Annotated in this window: 3 protein-coding genes; all 3 read right to left on the reverse strand. The window is 56.0% G+C overall.

Annotated features, from left to right (window positions below; translation table 11 throughout):
• Positions 1–3: 3 nt before the first annotated feature.
• Genes AC53GJ_RS21050 through AC53GJ_RS21060 form a run of 3 tightly spaced genes read right to left on the reverse strand, consistent with a single transcriptional unit; the run spans position 4 to position 19,229 of the window.
• Complete coding sequence (locus AC53GJ_RS21050) at positions 4–6,573, reverse strand: amino acid adenylation domain-containing protein (RefSeq protein WP_496730367.1); 6,570 nt, start codon at positions 6,571–6,573, stop codon at positions 4–6.
• Positions 6,570–13,223: an amino acid adenylation domain-containing protein gene (locus tag AC53GJ_RS21055; protein WP_496730368.1), complete on the reverse strand. Its 6,654-nt coding sequence runs from the start codon at positions 13,221–13,223 to the stop codon at positions 6,570–6,572. Before AC53GJ_RS21055 ends, AC53GJ_RS21050 begins: the two co-directional genes overlap by 4 nt.
• 12 nt (positions 13,224–13,235) lie before the next feature.
• On the reverse strand, positions 13,236–19,229 hold the full coding sequence (locus AC53GJ_RS21060; RefSeq protein ID WP_496730369.1) for an amino acid adenylation domain-containing protein: 5,994 nt from the start codon (positions 19,227–19,229) through the stop codon (positions 13,236–13,238).
• Between the last annotated feature and the right edge of the window lie 6 nt (positions 19,230–19,235).

The raw sequence follows: 19,235 nt of genomic DNA on the forward strand, positions 1-19,235 counted from the left end.
TTCTTACCACTCCACCGCTAGTAATTGGGCGTCCTCTTGTCCTTGCGAAAGTTGTGCATTGTTATGTTGCGCAACCAATTCTGTATCAATCAGGGCAGCCAGAACGGCCAGTTCCGGGTTTTCAAAAATCACCCGCAACGGCAACTCCAGGCCGAATTGCTGGTGAATGGCGTTGTTAAGCCGGGTCACTAACAAGGAATGCCCCCCCAGCCGGAAAAAATGCGCCTGGCGGCCAATGCTGTCCGGCAGCGCCAGTAATTGCTGCCAGAGCAGCGCCAGTTGTTGCTCTACAGCCGTCTGCGGCGGCACAAAAGCCAGATCACCGAAAGTCGGCGCCGGTAATGCACGCACATCCAGTTTGCCGTTGGCGGTTAATGGAAATTGTTGCAGGCAGATGATGACAGCAGGCACCATGTATTCAGGCAGGCTCTGCAGCAGTTGTGACCGGATGCCGGACTCCAGCACCGCGGCCGGCAGCTCACTTTGTACGTAAGCCACCAGGTGCTGTTGTTGCTGATGTTCAAACAGCGTCAGATAGACATTGCTGACATCGGTCAGATCGGCAATTTTGCTGCTGATTTCTCCCAGCTCAATGCGATAACCCCTTAACTTAATCTGTTGATCGACCCGGGCGATAAACACCAGCTCGCCTTGCGCTGTCAGCCGTACCAGATCACCAGTGCGGTACAGACGTCCGGCAACCGCCGCAAATGGCAACCTCAGAAACGCCTGAGCTGTGAGCTCAGGTTTATGCAGATAACCGGCTGTGACGCAGGCGCCGCCCAGATACAACTCACCCACAGCGCCAGCGGGCAACGGATTTTGCTGACGGTCCAGCACAAAAGCCTGACAATTTGGCATTAAAAAACCTATATTCGGCTGAGCACTGTCAGTGACAGCGGCAAAACTGACGTTGACCGTGGTTTCCGTCGGGCCGTAGGCGTTCAGCACCTGCACTTGCCGGCTCTGCGCATACTGCCGCAACCGCTGCCAGTTCAGGGCGTTCACATTTTCACCAGCAACCACCAGGTTCACCGCCAGATCGGACGCCGCCTCTAACGCTGGTAACAATGTCAGCGCCAGACTGAGGGTGGCTTTGACCGTATCGGCCCGGTACTGCCGCAGGCAAGCCAGCAAGGCCGCCGGATCCCGCACCTGTTCGTCACTGGCCAGCACCAGACTGCGGCCCTGAGTCAGCAGGGCGTAACCCGTCATTGCGGCATCAAACGCCAAAGAGGAGGTTTGTAACCAGATTTCCGGTTGCGCCAGTGCCGCCAACTGACTTTGGAAACTGGTCAGAAAATGTTGTAAATTGGCCTGTGTCACCACAGTGCCTTTTGGCCAGCCTGTGGTGCCGGAGGTATACAGCACATAACTGCTTTGCTGCCGATCCGGCCAGTGGTAGGCCGGTAGCAGGGTCAGCGCTGACGCTGTGTCTGAGGGCTCGGCATCTAGGCAATAACAGCGACCCTGATAATCTGGCAACTGCGCCGCATAGTGCTGCAGTGTCAGCAGTAAGGCACAGCCGCTGTCCTGCAGAATGTAACGGATCCGATCAGGTGGCGACACCGGATCGAGCGGCACATAGACTGCCCCCAGATACTGTAATGCCAGAAAAGCGGTGACCGCCGCGACTGAACGTGGCAGACAGACGGCCACCGGCTGGGCCGGTACCACGCCATGCTGGTGCAACAGCGCTGCCAGTTGCTGACTTTGCGCCAGTAACTGGCGGAAACTAAGCTGTTGATCAACCCCCAGCACTGCCGGTCTATCCGGCTGTAACTGTGCCTGTCGCGCCAGTTGCTGCCATAACAACGGCTGCTGCTCGGGCCAGTCAGCGCCGGACAATGGCGCCGGCTCAGCCAGGGTCAGTTGTAACTGCTGCAACGGTGCCGACAAAACCGTCTGACTCAGGCTGTGTAACAACAACGCAAAGCTGTCACTGAGCCTCTGAATACTGTCACGACTGAATAAAGAAGTCGCCGCATTCCAGTACAGCACCAGTGCGCCTTCTTCATCCAGCAGCGAGACATTTAAATCATATTTGATGGCGCTATAACCACTGTGGATCCCGCTGATCTGTAACCCCGGCAAACTGAACTCAACGGTTTCGGTATTTTGTTCAGCAAACAGGATCTGCACCAGCGGGGCATAACTTAAACTGCGCTCCGGCTGTAACAGTTCCACCAGCCGGTCAAAGGACAAATCCTGATGCTCGTAAGCCTGCAGGATGTTGTGCCGGACCTGGGCCAGATAAGCCATGATGGGCTGCTGCTCATCCAGTTGGGTCCGGATCGGCAGAATATTAATAAAATAACCGACCAGCGGTTCCAGTTCGCTGCGTCGGCGACCGGCCACCGGACAACCAACCACAATATCCTGCTGATAGCTCCAACGACTGAGCAATAAGCTGAACATCGCCACAAACAGCATATAGCGGGTTAATTGCTGCGACTGTGCCAGTTGCTGTAAGGTTGCCGCCAGCTCAGCCGGCAACTGTTGCCGGATGATCTGGCCCTGATGCGACTGCTGGGACGGCCGGGTAAAATCCAGTGGCAGGCTGTGTAATTGCGGCACCCCCTGCAATTGGGTCTGCCAGTACGCCAGTTGTTGTTGCCACAGGCCGTCTTGCTGTTGCTGCCAGGCGGCAAAATCAGCATATTGCACAACCAAAGCCGGTAAATCTGGTAATTGCCCTTGCAACAACGCCTGATAGGCCTGCATCAGCTCCTGTGTCAGCACCCCGATCGACCAGCCATCACAGGCAATATGATGGATCACCAGCAGCAGCACATGTTCGGTCGGACTTTGCTTGATCAGGTGGATACGAATTGGTATTTCATTTTTTAAATCAAAACGATATGCAGATAACTCACTCAGCATCTGTTGCAATTGCGCCGCGCTGAGCGGGCCAGATTGCAGCAGTTGCAACGGCAGTTGCGCCGCCGGCAGCAGTTGTTGTCTGGCGATCCCCTGTGCATCGTTAAAGTAACAGGTTCGCAGAATTTCCTGCCTTTGCAGCAGATAGTCGACAGCTTGCTGTAACAGCGCAAGTCTGAGCTCACCCTGCATCCGCACAGCCAGCGGCATATTGTAATGCGGGCTGCCGCCATTGAGCTGATCAACAAACCACAAGGTTTGCTGGGCAAAAGATAACGGCAGCGGCTGACTGCGATCGGCGAGCTGGATCTGGGTCAGCGGCTGTGCTGTTTGTTGTTTGAGCCATGCTGCCAGTTGCTGCAGCCTGCTGTGACTGAAGATCAGCCGCAACGGCATCTCCACCTGCCATTCTTGCTGGACCGCGGACGCCAGCCGGGTGGCCAGTAAAGAGTGACCACCGACCCGGAAAAAATCCGCCGTCATACTGAGCGCAGCGACCTCCAGGTGTAACAACTGAGCCCATATCTGCTGCAACCGTTGCTCAGTTGCATCCGCGGGCGCGACATACTCAGCCTGCCACGCTGTCCAGTCCGGTGCTGGTAAGGCCTTTTTGTCGATTTTGCCATTGGTCGTCAGCGGCAGTTGCGCCAGCACCTGGATCGAGCGCGGCAGCATATAGTCCGGCAATTGCAGCCGCAGCTGATCCAGCCAGGCCTGCTGTCGCTGCAACGGTGCCACCGCCGTCTGTGCTGCATCCTGTAACGTCACCCAGGCCAGCAAACTTGGCTGGCCGGCCGGATCCGGCTGCACTGCAACGGCGACATTGCGGATGTCGGGTAAGTGCAGCAACTGAGTTTCAACCTCAGTCAGTTCAACCCGGAAGCCACGGATTTTCACCTGCGAGTCCAACCGACCGAGAAAATGTAACTGCTGATCAGCACCAAAACGGGCTTTATCACCTGTGCGGTAGACCCGTAATTGCGGGCCAGCAGGCCAAGGTTGCACCAGACAAAAACGACTGGCAGTCTCGGCTGCTTTATTCAGATAACCAGCCGCCAGCGCTGGACCGGCAATACACAGCTCGCCAGCGGCACCGGGCGGTAACACTTCACCTTCTGCCGACAACAGCAGTAGCTGACTGTTGGCCAGGCCCTGACCGACGGGTGGCCACTGCCCGGCCATGCCCTGCCACTGATCAACCCGCATGGCACTGGCGATCACAGTGCCTTCGGTCGGGCCATAGGTATTCCACAACACCGGGCCATCCACCCCAAACAGTTGTTGCCAGCGCGCCAGATGGGATGCCGTCATGGCTTCACCACCGGTGATCACCAGTTGCAAACTGGCTTTTAGTTGCTGCGCCAGCCCGGCATCCAGTTCTTCCGTCAGATAATGCCAGTAAGACGTTGGCAGACTGATCAGTTGGATCTGTTCGGACTGCAGCAGCTGTAAATACTGCCGGGCCGTTAAGGCCAGCCCCTGCGGATTCAGCACCAGACAATGACCGGCCGCCAGGGTCAGCACCAGTTCTTCGACAAAAGCATCAAAACTGAAGGCATTCCCCGCCAGCAACCGCCAGTCAGACTGCTCGGCCAGTTGATACAGCTGTACGGCAGCAGCACGATAGCTGGCCAGTTGCGACTGTCCGATCAGCACGCCTTTGGGTATGCCGGTTGAACCTGAGGTATACATCAGATACGCCAGTGAGCCTGCGGCAGGGGCCGGCAGATTTTCACCAGGATACCGGCGCCAGTCCGAAGTTGCCGCATCCAGCACACAGCGGGTCGGACCGACCTGCTGCAAACGGCTGTGGAAGGCAGTTTCAGTCAGTAGCAAGTTCAGGCTGCTGTCTGCAATGATGGCCGCTAACCTTTCATCCGGCATGGCCGGTTCCAGCGGCACGTAAGCGGCGCCTAACTTCCATAATGCCAGGATACTGCTGATCAGGTTCAGTTGGCGCGTCAGGAAAATACCAACCCGCTGCCCGGCTGTGACGCCCTGAGACTGTAGAAAACGCGCCAGCCGATTGGCTTCGGCATTGAGGGCAGCAAAGCTGTAGCTGGCCTGACCGATCTGCAAGGCCGCGCTGTCCGGTTGCTGGCTGGCATAGTGTTCAAACAGGGTCAGCAATTCCGGCGCTTGCTGCAGCTCAGGTTGCCAGCGTGGGTTCAGTTGTTGTAACAGCAACTGCTGTGCCGGACTGCACATCGACAAGCGACTGATCGGCAGCTCTGGCTGCGCGACAATCGACTGCAGTAATTGCAGGTAACTTTGCGCCATCTGCTGCACCGATGCCGCGGCAAATAACCGACTGGCATAGTCCCAGCGCATTTGTAAACCAGCCTGACTTTCCGCGGTACTGAGTGACAAATCAAATTTGGCCAGTGATTGCTGATCCGGCAACAATTGTAACCGGGTTTGGGCAAATGTCTGGCTGGCCTGTTCCAGCGTATCCAGACTGAACATGATCTGAAACAGCGGGTTAAAATTCTGGCGCTGGGGCTGTAATTTTTCCACCAGTCGTTCAAATGGCATCTGCTGATGGGCAAACGCATCCAGAATAACTTGTTTATGCTGTTGCAATAACTGCGTGAACGCTAAAGCCGGTTCAACCTGATGCCGCAACACCAGCGTGTTGACAAAATAGCCGATTAAACCACCGACCTGCGCTTGTTCCCGGTTGGCCGACGTGGTGCCAAGCACTTGTTCCTGATTGCCACTCCAGCGTTGTAACAAAACACAAAACGCCGTTTCCAGCAGCATAAACAGGGTTACCTGTTGCTGTCTGGCCAACTGCTGTAATTGCTGTAATAACGCCGGTGGTGCCAGTAACGTCAGTTGCTGACCGGTAAAATCCGTCACTTCCGGTCTTGGATAATCCAGTGGCAACTGATGCACCAGCGGTAAATCCTGCAACTGGGTCAGCCAGTAAGACTGCAACCTTTGCCACGCGGCGCCCTGCAACTGTTGTTGTTGCCAGTTGGCATAATCCAGATATTGCAGCGGTAATGGCTGCAGCTGGATCGACTCACCCGTCACTGCCGCCTGATAAAACTGACCAAGTTCCTGCATTAAAATGCGCAGTGACCAACCGTCCGCCGCAATATGATGCAGATTGAGCAATAACACATGCTGAGTGGCCGCCAACCGGACCAGCCTGGCCTTTAGCATCAAATCTGTAGCCAGATCAAAGGGTTCATTTGCATGTTGCTGGGAGAGTTCAGCCAGCGCAGCGGCAGGTGCCGGCCAGGCCGAACCGTCCGTTTCCGCCAGCTCAAAAATGAAGTGGGTCTGGACCAGTTGCCAGGGTTGCTCTGCCTCATCGGTCCGGTACACAGTCCGCAGGATCTGTTGACGTTCAATCAATTGACAACAGGCCTGCTGCAGCGCCTGTGGCTGCAGCGGCCCTTCGATGGCCAGCGCCATCGGCATATGATAATGCCTGCTCTGGCCTTCAATCCGGTCAATCAGCCACAAACTTTGTTGCGCAGAACTGAGTGGTGCAATCTGCTGGTTCGAACTGACAGACCAGTTGAGATAACTTTGGCAGATCTGCGTTTTTTCAGTTTTTAACCAGTCCAGCTCGTCCGCCGTTAACACCCCAGGCGCGGCATGCACTGTTAACTTGTCTGCCACCAGACTCACTGCAACGCCTTTCGCGGCGAGCTCATTTAACTTGCTCAGTAAACTCATAACTCAATGCCTTCTGCTGCCATCTCACTGAACCGCTGCCGCAGTGCCGGTTGCGAGTCCTGCCCGCTGCCAGCATCAATCACCCTGGCCAGCGCGCTGATGGTCTGATATTCAAATAAGTCGCGGATATTCAGGCTGACCCCAAGCTGCTGCTGGATCTGCGCCACCAGCCGGGTTGCCAAAATGGAATGGCCGCCTAAATCAAAGAAATTGCTGTGGATACTGATAGCATCGAGGCCAAACAAGGATTGCCAGAGCTGCGCCAGTTGCTGTTCAGTGGCGGTCACCGCCGGCTGAAAATCAGCTGTGACCGGCAGCAGTTCCGGCACTGGTAAGGCTTTGCGATCAATTTTGCCATTGGCATTCAGCGCTAGACGGGTCTGCACCAGATATTGCGAAGGTTGCATATAACCAGGTAACAGAGCGCCAAGCGTCGCTTTTGCCCTGCTGCACAACGCCTCCGCCGGTAACTGACTACCCAGCCAGGCCACCAGCCGGCGGTGCGGCTCTTCGCCACTGAGGGCAACCACCACCTGATCAACGCCATCCACCTGCAGCAAACACTGTTCAATTTCTGCCAGTTCAATCCGGAAGCCGCGCCACTTCACCTGATGATCGCGCCGGCCCAGATAACAAATATCCCCCTGACTGTTCAGCCGTACTAAATCGCCGGTTTTATATAACATCTGGTCCGGCGCAAACGGATGCGCAATAAAGGCTGCGGTCGTCAGTGCCGGCTGGTTCAGGTACCCCAGCGCCAGGCCGGCACCACCGACATACAATTCACCAATAGCGCCAGCGGGCACCAGTTGCAGATGCCGATCCAGCACATAGTGGGTACTGCCACTGATACTTTTCCCAATTGGATAGGGTTCGGCTTGGGCTGTGCTGATCGGGAAAAAGGTGCTGAAGGTGGTATTTTCGGTCGGTCCGTACATATGCAGCAACTGGGCTGGTTTGCCCTGTGTCAGCAAGACATCAACCGCCCTGTTATCCACCGCCTCGCCGCCAAACAACAAATAACTGAGCGGGGCAAATAGATCCGGGCTGGCATAAACCAGTTGATTAAATAAGGCCGTGGTGACAAACAACACACTGATGCGCTGCTGCCGGATACAGTCTCTAAGCTGATTCGGATCCAGCAGGCACTCTTTTGTCACAATCACCAGCGAAGCGCCGGCCAACAGCGGTGCCCAGATTTCAAATGTGGCCGCATCAAAACTGTGATTCGAACTCTGTGCCACCACATCGCTGGCCGTCAGCTGCACATAATTACAACCAGTGCAAAGCCGCCTGATGCCCTGATGACTGACCATCACACCTTTGGGCTGACCGGTCGAGCCTGAGGTATAAATCACATAGGCCAGCGCTGTTGCTGCAGACAATGGTGCTACCGGAGCCGTTACCGGCTGATTGCTGAGACTGGCACTCTGGTCCAGACAAATAGCCTGATAAGGCCCCAGTTCAGCCAGACTGCCTGCCAGTGCCTGCTCGGTCAGCACCAAACTGGCCGCGGTGTCCTGTAACATATAACTCAGACGGTGCGCCGGATAGCTGGTATCCAGCGGCACATAAGCGGCACCGGCTTTCAGGATCGCCAGCATCCCAACCACCATATCGGCAGAGCGCTGCACATACAGCGGCACCAGACTACCGGCCACAACGCCCGCCTGTCTGAGCAAATGCGCCAGTTGATTGGCCCGCTGCTCCAGTTGCAGATAACTGAGTTGCTCAGCGCCGGACACCACCGCCACGGCATCCGGTGTCAGCCGAGCCTGCGCACTGAATGCCTGATGGACCAGCTCAGGCTGCGGTGCCTGATACGCCGGGCCATGGCCCAGCGCCTGTGGCGTCAACTGGCTGCTGTCAGTCAGGGCCAGTGCTTTTAAGCTAGCAGTCGGAGTACGCAACAAACTCTGTAATAACTGCTGGAAACTGCTGGCCATACTGTGGATGGTTTGCGGCCGGAACAGGCTGCTGGCGTATTGCCAGATGCAATGCAGACCAGCAGCGCCCTGATCGATCACGGTCAGGTTCAAATCAAACTTACTGGTCTGTTCTGCCAGCGCCACTCCCTGGATCGTTAAGCCAGGTAACGTCAGTTCCGGCCGGCCTGCTGCCTGCACGGCAAACGACACCTGAAACAGCGGGCTGTAGCTTAAACTACGGGCTGGCTTCAGGATGTCGACCAATAAGTCAAACGGCAGATCCTGCTGACTCAGTGCCAGCAGTAACTGTTGTTTTTGCCGCTGCAGATAAGCGTCCGCCGTCCAATCCAGATCGACCTGCTGACGCAACACCAGCGTATTGACAAAAAAGCCAACCAGTCCCTGCACTTCCGGATAAGGCCGGGCCGCCACCGGTGTGCCAATCACGATATCGGTGTCGTCACTCCAGCGGGCCAGCAATAACGCAAACATGCTTTCAAGCAGCATAAACAACGTCATATCCTGACGGCTGGCAAATTGCCGCAACGCTGCACTCAATTCAGCCGGGAGTGTCAGCTCGACATTTTGCCCGGCGAAACTGCGCTGCGCCGGTCTGGCAAAATCCAGCGGCAGATGATGCACTGCGGGCAAGTCGGCTAACTGCTGTTGCCAGAAGCTGATTTGCTCTGCCAGCGCTGCCGATTCGGCGCTAGCAGCAACGGCTAATGCCGCCGCAAAGGTTTGCTGCTGCCAGTGGGCATAATCGGCATAACTGATGGCTAAATCGGCTGGCAATGCCGTCTGGTCTGCCTGCAGATACGCGGCATAATACTGCATAAATTCCTGGGTCAGGATGTCCAGCGACCAGCCGTCACAAGCAATATGATGCAGGTTGAACAACAGCACATGTTCATCCTGTTGCCATTGCCAGACCCAAACTTTCAGCATTAAATCTTTTTGCAGATCAAAAGGCTGACTGATTTTCTCTAACAATTGCTGCTGCAATTCTGCCGGTGCTGGCGCTGCGGACAGCCGGTACCACTGCACCGGCACAGGCCGCGCTGGCTGGCACTGTTGCACCGCCTGTTCACCCACCAGTTGATAACAGGTTCTGAGCATATTGTGACGGCTGACCAGTTGATCCACTGCATATTGCAAGGCATCGGCCTGTAATAGACCGGTCAGTCGCATGGCCACGGGCATATGATATTCGGTACTGACCCCCTGCAACTGGTCAATAAACCACAACCGTTGTTGCGGATAAGACAACGGCGCTGGCTCTGACTCAGGATACCGGCGGATAAACTGCCGCTGTTGCTGAGGCGCGGTCAGCTGCTGCGCCAGTTGCCGGATGGTCGGATAGTCAAAAAATGAGCGGATATTCAACCGGATATTCAGTTCACGGCTGATCCTGCTTTGCAGACGGGTCGCCAGTAAGGAATGGCCGCCCGCAGTGAAAAAGTTCCGATCAATCCCGAGTTCAGTCGCCGGCAACTGCAGTAATTCGCTCCACAGTTGTTGCAGCCACTGTTCAGTGGCGGTTTCAGGCGCCTGATAACTGTCGCTGGCAAAACTGGGTTCAGGCAAAGCCCGCAGATCCACTTTGCCATTCACATTGAGCGGTAATGCCGCCAGACACTGATAACTCAGCGGTTGCATATAGTCCGGTAACTGCTGACTGGCGGTGGCCTGACACAATGCAATCAATTGGGCATGGCTGCCCTGATACTGTCTGGCCGGACAAATATAAGCCGCCAGCCGTTTATGCACGCCCTGACCTGCCACCACAACCAGGGCTTCACTGACCTCTGGCAGTTGCTGCAGAGTGCTGACAATTTCCGCCAGCTCAACGCGGAAACCCCGGATTTTAACCTGCTTATCGACCCGTCCGACATAACACAACTGGCCATCAGCCCGCACCCGAACCAAATCACCGGTTTTGTATAAACGCTGCGGCAACTGGCCAGCCAGGCTGACACTGACAAAACTGGCTGCGGTCAGTTCCGGCCTTTGCCAGTAGCCATCTGCCAGCGCCGCTCCGGCGATATAAAGTTCGCCAATCACCCCGTCCGGCAGCAGTTGTTGCTGCGCATCCAGCACATAATGGCCATGCCCAGCCAGCGGCAAGCCAATAGGTGCTTCTTCCAGCTGTTGTTCAATCCGATAAAAACAACTGAAGGTGGTGGTTTCGGTGGGCCCGTAAATATTATAAAAATGCTCGGGTTTACCATGGCGTACCACCTGATTGATGGTGACGATTTCTGCGGCATCTCCACCAAAAGCAACCAGTTTCATCCGGGCAAAAATAGCGGGCTGATGCTGCACCAACTGATTAAAAATGCCGGATGACAGAAACAGCACATTCACCTGCTGTTGCGCCAGCGTCTGGCTGAACACCTCTGCATCCAGCAGTTGTTCACGGCTGATAATGCAGGTTGGCAGGCCATGCAGCAGCGCCGACCAGATTTCAAAGGTGGCGGCATCAAACGCATGATTGGCGCACTGTGCCAGCACATCCCCCGGCTGCGGCTGATAAAAATTAGTGGCCGCAATCAGTGTCAGAATATTCCGATGGCTAACCATGACCCCTTTAGGTTCACCGGTCGACCCCGAAGTGTAAATGATATAAGCCAGCTGTCCGGCCTGTAACTGCGGCCATGGCTGGCTGCTGTCACTTGCTGGCAGCGCATCCAGCCACAACACCGGGCAGGTCAACGCCAGCGCTGCTAAATCCGCCTGCAATGCCTGTCGGCTTAATAACACGGTCGGGGCACTGTCGGCCAGAATATAACGGGTCCGGCTTGGCGGATTGTCGATATCCAGCGGTACATAAGCGGCGCCAGCCCGCAAGATCCCCAGCATCGCCACGACCATAGCCACCGACCGGTCCAGATAAAGCCCGACCCGGTCACCGCTGCGCACGCCAGCCGCCAGCAACGCCTGCGCCAGCCTTTCACTCTGTGCCTGCAAATCGGCAAAACTGAGCTGCTGTCCCAGCGCGGCATCGCGCACAGCGACCTGCTGCGGTTGTTGGCTGGCCATCTGATCAAACCGACTGACCACATCGGTCTGGCTGATGACACAAGCCGGAGTTTTGCTGGCACAACGTTGTAATTGTTGCCGGTATTGCTCGTCCGATAACAGGGGTAAGGTTGCCATTGGCGCTGACGGCTGTGCCACTATGCCCTGTAATAACGCCAGAAAACTGTGCTGGAAGGCCGTGATACGGTCGGCACTGAATAAAGTTGTGGCATAGTTCCAGAAACAGCGGATCCCCGTCGGCTGCTCCAGACAGGCCAGGCTCAAATCAAACTTGGCACTTTGTAGTGTCAGCGGATAAGGTTGCAGCTGTAAACCAGCCAGACGAAGGCTTGGCGCCTGATTATCCAGCATGGTAAACACCAGCTGCACCAGCGGCGAATAACTGAGACTGCGCTGTGGCCGCAATTGCTCAACCAGCAGATCAAACGGATACTCCTGGTGCTGAAAACTTTGCTTTAACTGGTGCTGCTGCTGTTGTAAAAATTGCACAAAGGACTGCTGCCAGTCAGCGTGATGGCGCAGTACCAGGGTATTGACAAAAAAACCGATCAACGACTGCAGTTCAGGCTGATGGCGTCCGGCCACCGGAGTTCCAATCAGTAATTCCTGATCGCCACTGAGCCTGAGCATTAACAGCGCAAAGGCCGCTTCCAACAGCCCGAACAGGGTCACCTGCTGCTGTTGCGCCAGTTGTTGTAACTGCTGACTCAGCGCCAGCGGCAGACAGAACTCAGCCACGGCTCCGGCAAACTGTTGCTGCATCGGCCGCCGATAATCCGTAGGTAAATTATGCACTTCAGGCGCTTCGATTAACAACTGACGAAAATACGCCGCCGCCTGGCTGCCACTCTGGCTGTGCAGATAAGACTGTTGCCAACTGGCATAATCCAGATACTGCACTGACAACTGTGGTAAAGCGGCCGTCGTCAGCCCCTGCGCCTGCTGATAAGCCAGCATCAAATCCTGACTCGCCACGCTGAACGACCATTCATCGCAAGCAATATGGTGCAGGACAAACAACAACAGATATTCACCGTCGCCGGTTGCGCCCGGCGCTGCCAGCTCAAACAGGTGACACCTGAGGGGCAGTTCAGTACTGAGGATAAATGGCTGCTGACTCAGCGCCATCAGCTCGGCGTCCAGCCAGGCCCGCGGCGGCAGCCCCAAAGCTGCCGCTTGCTGTTGCACCTGAGCCGCCGCGACAAAGTTCAGCAGCGTCAGATCAGCCACTTCGGCGCTTGCTAACAGCCGCTGCCGTGGTTCTCCCTGCTCATCAAGATAAAGTGTGCGCAGGATTTCATGCCGCTGCACCAGGGTCTGTACTGCCTGTGCCAGCAGCGCCGGTTGCAACGTGCCCTTGATGGTAAAAGCGCTGAACATATTGTATTGCGGGTCCGGTCCGGTCATCGTATCAATAAACCATAACCGCTGCTGGGCATAAGATAATGGATAACTGGCAGCGCTCCGGTCGACCACAGGCACTGTGGCTGCTGTCGCCTGCTGCTGCGACAGCCAGGCAATGATCTCAGGCTTGAGCGCTTTGAGCTGAGCCAGCCGCTGGGCAGACAATAATTGTTTATCACCGCGCACTGCCAGTTCGTTCTGGCTGGTCAGATGCAGCCGGATATTGTCAGCAGCCAGTTGCTGCAAAAATTGCTGAATAAAGGTGATATCTGTCATCTGTCTGCCCTCCTAAAGTAATACTTCTGTTTCGTTGTCTGCCAGTGCATCCTGTGGCGTAAAGGTGGTGAGCCCACTCAGTTGCAGCAGATCGATATAAGCGGCCAGGGCAGATAACTGCTGGTGTTCGTATAACTGGGTAAAAGGCACCAGCACACCAAACGCCAGTCTGATTTCATTGAGCAACCGGATCGCCAGTAACGACTGACCACCGAGTTCAAAGAAGTTAGCGTCGGCGCTGACCGGCTGCGGTAAATCCAGCAACTGCTGCCAGAGGCTGGCCAGCTGTAGCCCGGTCGCTGTCGTCGGCAACTGATAGCTGTCCTGCTGTAACCGGATTGGTGGTAGGGCTTTTTTATTGACTTTACCGTTGTTCAGCAGCGGCAGCGCTGCAAGCAACTGCAACTGCGCCGGGATCATGTATAACGGCAGTTGCTGACGCAGCTCGGCTTTCAGTTGCCGGATAAACGCCAGCGGGCCGGACAAGGCTGCTGGGTCATTGGCCACCACATAAGCCACAATACGGCTGCTGGCCTGCTCACGCTGTGCCAGCACGACCACGTCCTTGACTTGCGGCAATTGCAGCAGTTTGGCTTTAATTTCCCCCAGTTCGATGCGGTGACCATTGATTTTGACCTGATCATCCAGTCGGCCCAGATACTGCATCTGACCATCGGGTAACCAGCGGGCCAGATCACCGGTTTTATACAGCCTGGCCTCGCCGTCTGCGGCAAAAGGCGACTGCATAAACTTTTGCCGGCTGGTTTCAGCCAGGTTCAGATAGCCCCTGGCCAGGCCTGCGCCGCCAATATGCAACTCACCTTCCACACCGGCCGGCAGCAGCTCTGCGTCGTCATTCAGCACATACAGCTGGGTATTGGCGATCGGCTTGCCAATTGGCACAAAAGCGAGCGTCGAATCAGCACTGCAGCGCCAGTAGCTGCTTTCAATGGCAGCTTCGGTCGGGCCATAAAGATTGTAATAAGCACTTTGCGTGCCACTGGCGAAGAACCTGTCATTCAGCTCCTTCGACATTTCTTCTCCCCCATTGATCACCAGTCGTAACTGCTGACACTGGGCGATATCCACTGTGGCTAAAAAGGTACTGAGCATGGTGGGCACAAAATGCGCTACGGTCACCTGCTGCGCTATCATCAGTTGTTGCAGGTAATGCGGGTCTTTGTGTCCATCTGGCTCAGGCAGCACAATACAGCCACCACAGAGCAACGGAGCGATAAATTCGCAGATCGAAATATCAAACATAAAAGGGGTTTTCTGCAGAAAACGATCGGTAGGGCCGAACTGAAAGAACGACTGTCCCCATAACATCCGATTGACCAGACCGCGTTGGGTACACATCACCCCTTTTGGCTGACCGGTTGAGCCTGAGGTATAAAAAATATACGCCAGTTGATCAGGCGAATTGTCGGTACTGACCGGATCCTGCGGCGAATAAGTCGCCAGTTCGGCGGCAAATGCGGCACTGTCCAGCGCGACGATCCGCACAGTATCAGCCAGCACTGTCAGCTGTGCCTGCTGCGTGATAATCAGCGACAAAGCGGCGTCCTTGATCATGTAATGCAGGCGATCGGTCGGTAACCCTGGCTCTAACGGCACATAAGCAGCACCCGCTTTCAGGATGCCAAGGATGGCGACCACCAGCGACAATGACCGCTGCATACATAAACCAACCGCCATATCCGGCCGGATGCCCTGCGCCCGCAACCAGTGCGCCAGCTGGTTCGCCTGCTGATTCAGTTGCTGATAACTCAGACTTTGTTGCTGATAAACCGCCGCTTCCGCCGTGGGAGCCCGCGCGACCTGCTGCTCAATATAAGCGGTAATACCAGACGCTGCCGGCCACTGCTGCGCTGTCGCATTCCAATGTTGCAGCAACAACTGGCGCTCTTCTGCGCCGATAAAATCAGCCAGCCTTAATACCCCTGGCTGTCCCTGCACCAGACTCTGCACTATCCGCTGATAATAGCCGGTGATCCGCTGTAAAAATTCTGCCGGAAAAATCTGCTGTTCCACATCAAAACGCACTTCATAGCCAGACTCAGCGCCAGCTGGCATTTTGTAAATCTCCAGGCTAAACAGATAATCCTTGTCATCAAAAGCGCGGCCGCTTTCCACTTTCAGTTGCGGATCCAGTTGTTCGTACTGATGTAATTCCACGTAGTTAAAAATCGAGGCGGAAAAATCCAGCCCGGCATCTTGTTGCACAGCCGCCAGCGGATAATGTTTCACCCGCTGGATATCCTGCGCCCTGGCATGCACGGCCTGCACAATTTGCAGCCAGCTTTGCTGGCGGATATTAAGCCGCAAAGGTAATGAATTCAGAAACAGCCCCAGTGTATGCTCGCTGCCGGCAAATTCAGGTCGGGCATTGACCACCACCGCAGTGGTGATATCTTTTTTGCCACTGAGCAACGCCATCAGCACCAGATAGGTGGCAAGCAGCACACTTTTTTCCGTGACTTGCCACTGCCTGGCAAGCTGCCTGATTTGCAGCGCAGTCTCTCCTTGCAGCAGACAAACGGCGCGGTGGGTGCTGTGTTTCGCCCGGCCACTCCACCAGGGCACCTGGGCATCTGCCAGTTGTTGCTGCCACCAATCGCGGCTGAACTGTTCCTGCAGGGCCTGCTGCTCCAGATAACTGAAATATTTATAAGGCAAGGCAGCCGGCACGGCTGGCGCTGGTTGCTGTTGTAACAGTGCTAAATAATGGTGCAGTAACTGACTGTTCAGGGCTGCCACGCTCCAGCCATCCAGTAAGGCATGGTGGAAATCCAAGGTGTACTGAAAACTCTGATCGGTACGCCGGTGAATAAACAATTGCCACAAACGCTGTTCCAGCGCAAAACTCTGGGTCTTTTCGCTGTCAATCCACTGATCCAGCCAGGCTTCCTGCGCCCTGGTATCCAGTGATCGCAGATCAAGCACGGTCAGGCCTGGCTCAAGTTCAGTCCGGACCACCTGCAGCGCATGATCCACGCCGAAAGAAAACACCGTTCTGAGGATGTCATGCCGGGCCACCAGCGCCTGCAAAGCATGGCGGAAACAAGTTTCATCCCACGGCAGATGTAAGTGATAACCCAGTAAGTCATGATAAGTTCCCTGCTGCTGGGCCAGCAGATTCTGCGCCACCATGCCTTGTTGCAACCGGGTCATCGGATAGGCGTCCTGCAGCTGTGTCAGGTCAAACTGCCGCGCCAGCGCCGCCAATTGCTCCGCCGACAGCAAGGCAAAAGCAGCCAGCTCAGGTAACGCGATGACTTCCTGCTGCGCAGTCAGTTGCAGCAGTTCGGCAATAGTCGGCGCCTGATATAACTGGCGGATCCCGGCATTCACCCCAACCGCTTTCATTTGCGCCACTAACGGAATAGCGCGCATCGAATCCCCACCCAGACTGAAGAAATTGTCGGTCAGCCCGACCTGTGGCACCGCCAGCACCTGGGCCCAGATTGCTGCCAACTGTTGCTCCTGCCCTGTCACCGCAGCCACATAGTCGGTCTGTGCTGCGCCAAACACCGGCGCTGGCAATTTTGCTTTATCGACTTTGCCGTTGACGGTCAGCGGAAACTCCGGCAGCAACACAAAAGCAGATGGCAGCATAAAATCAGGCAACTGGCTCTGCAAAGCCTGCCGTAATAAGCCAGGCAATGTGGCCGCAGTCACAGCTGGCTGGCTGGCTGCAGTCACATAAGCCACCAACCGTTGTTCGTCGGCCAGTTCGCCATGCACGAGGACACAGGCATTTTCGACCCAGACGGTGGCCGCCAGCAGCGCTTCGATTTCACCCAGTTCGATCCGGAAACCACGCAGCTTGACCTGATGGTCAATCCGGCCGACATAAACCAGCTCACCGCTGTCCAGACTGCGGACCAAATCGCCGGTGCGATATAACACTTCAGCCGGCTGCCAGGGCGATGGCAGAAAACGTTGCGCAGTCAGTTCTGGCCGGTTTAAATAACCACGCGCCACCCCGGCGCCACCGACATACAACTCACCAACCATGCCGGCAGGGACCGGCTGTTGCCGTGGGTCCAGCACATAAGCGGATAAATCCGCCAGTGGCTGTCCAATCAGGCTGCCGTTGCCAGCGCGGATATCCGCCTGCCGGATCCGGCGATAGGTCACATGCACTGTGGTTTCGGTGATCCCATACATATTGATCAGTGCAGGCTGCTCATCCTGATGCCGGTCAGTCCAGGACTGCAGACTGGGTAAATTCAGCGCTTCGCCGCCAAAAATAATGTAGCGCAGGGCCAGCGCCTGTGCGGCCGTGGCATCAGCGCGGGAAAAACGTTCGAAGGCAGATGGCGTCTGATTCAGCACTGTGATCTGCTGCTCAGCCACCCATTGATAAAACGCGGCCGGATCCATCGCCAGATGGCGTTCCACCACCAGGGCAGTGCCGCCATAAAATAACGCGCCCCATAACTCCCAGACCGAAAAGTCGAACGAGAACGAATGAAACACCGACCAGCGATCGGCCGGACCGAAACTGAAATGTTGTTCTGCCGCAGCCATCAGCCGCATCACATGCCGGTGTTCAATCAGCACGCCTTTTGGCTGGCCGGTCGAACCCGAGGTATAGATGACATAAGCCAGCTGGGTCGGCTGAAACAGCGCTGAGGACGGCTGCGCAGCCTCATCCGTCTGCGCTATCGCCTGACTGATCTCCAGTTGAGGGATACCGGCCAGAAAAGACGCTTGCGCGTGCACGCTGTCGGTCAGTACCAAGGCTGCCGCACTGTCTTGCAGCATAAAACTAAGCCGCTCAGCCGGATAAGCACTATCCAGCGGTAAATAAGCAGCGCCAGCGGTCAGAATGCCAAGAATGCCGACCACCGACCAGACCGAACGTTCGACACAAAGGCCAACCAGACTGTCTGGTTGCACACCGACAGCCTGTAGCCGGTACGCCAGCCGATTCACCTGCTGCATCAGTTGCTGGTAAGTCAGCTGCTGTTCACCACAACGGACCGCAATCTGCTGTGGATACATCAGCGCCAATCTAGCAACACGCTGATGGATGCCTTCTTCCACCACAAATTGCTGCCGGGCGGCATACTGCTCCAGCCGTTGCTGACTGGCGGTGCTGGTCAGCAGCGGGATGCTGCTGATCGCCTGCGCAGGGGCCTGTGCCAGACTGTCCAGCAGCGTCAGATAACTGTCGGCAAAATGCTGCAGTAACGGCAAATCAACACAGTGGCTTTGCGCCTGCCAGCTCAGCTGGACTGTGCTGCAGTCCAGCGGATGACTGATGGCTAACACCAGCTCCAGCTGCGATAACTGCTGCCAGCAAGCCGCAGGCGTCTGATAACAAAACAACAACTGACACAGCGACTGTGGCCTGGCCAGCTCGGCCGGGGTCAGCAACTGATCCAGCGCGGCAAACCCCAGCACCTGATACTGCTGTAATTCAGCCACTGCGGCGCTGAAGCTGGCCGCCAGGGTATCAAAGCTGTGCTCAGTGCTGACCGTACCACGCCAGGGTAACAGCTGATAAGCCAGCGGTTCGGTCGCGGCCAGCCCCGTCTCTGGCAGTGCAGTACTGACGACCAGTGTCAGATCATCCTGATAACTCCAGCGCGCCAGCCACACCAGATAAGCCGATCTTAACCACTGTTCCAGCGTCAGACCAAGCTGAGCTGCCGCTTGCTGCCACTGGCTGGCAACGGCCGCTTTGACTTGCTGCTGCAACTGTTGCCATGGTTCTGTACTGCCTGTCGTTGGCCTTTGGGGGAGCTGGTGGCGCTGCGGTGCCCCTTGCCATTTATCGCGATAATAGGCCAGTTCTGCATCCACCCGGGCCGTCGTCAGACCCGAAGGGAATAATTGGCCAAGTAAAGTCAGGCACTGATCTTTTTGCTGACTGATCTGGTGTGCCAGTTCAGCAGTCATCGCATGTTTTCTGGATTTGGTTTTCAGCCTGCCATCTTCAGGATAAATGCCAATGCCCAGATCCCTTAATTGTTGTAATAATTGCGAAGTCATACTCAG

This window comes from Rheinheimera sp. B2H12 (genome assembly GCF_059620065.1).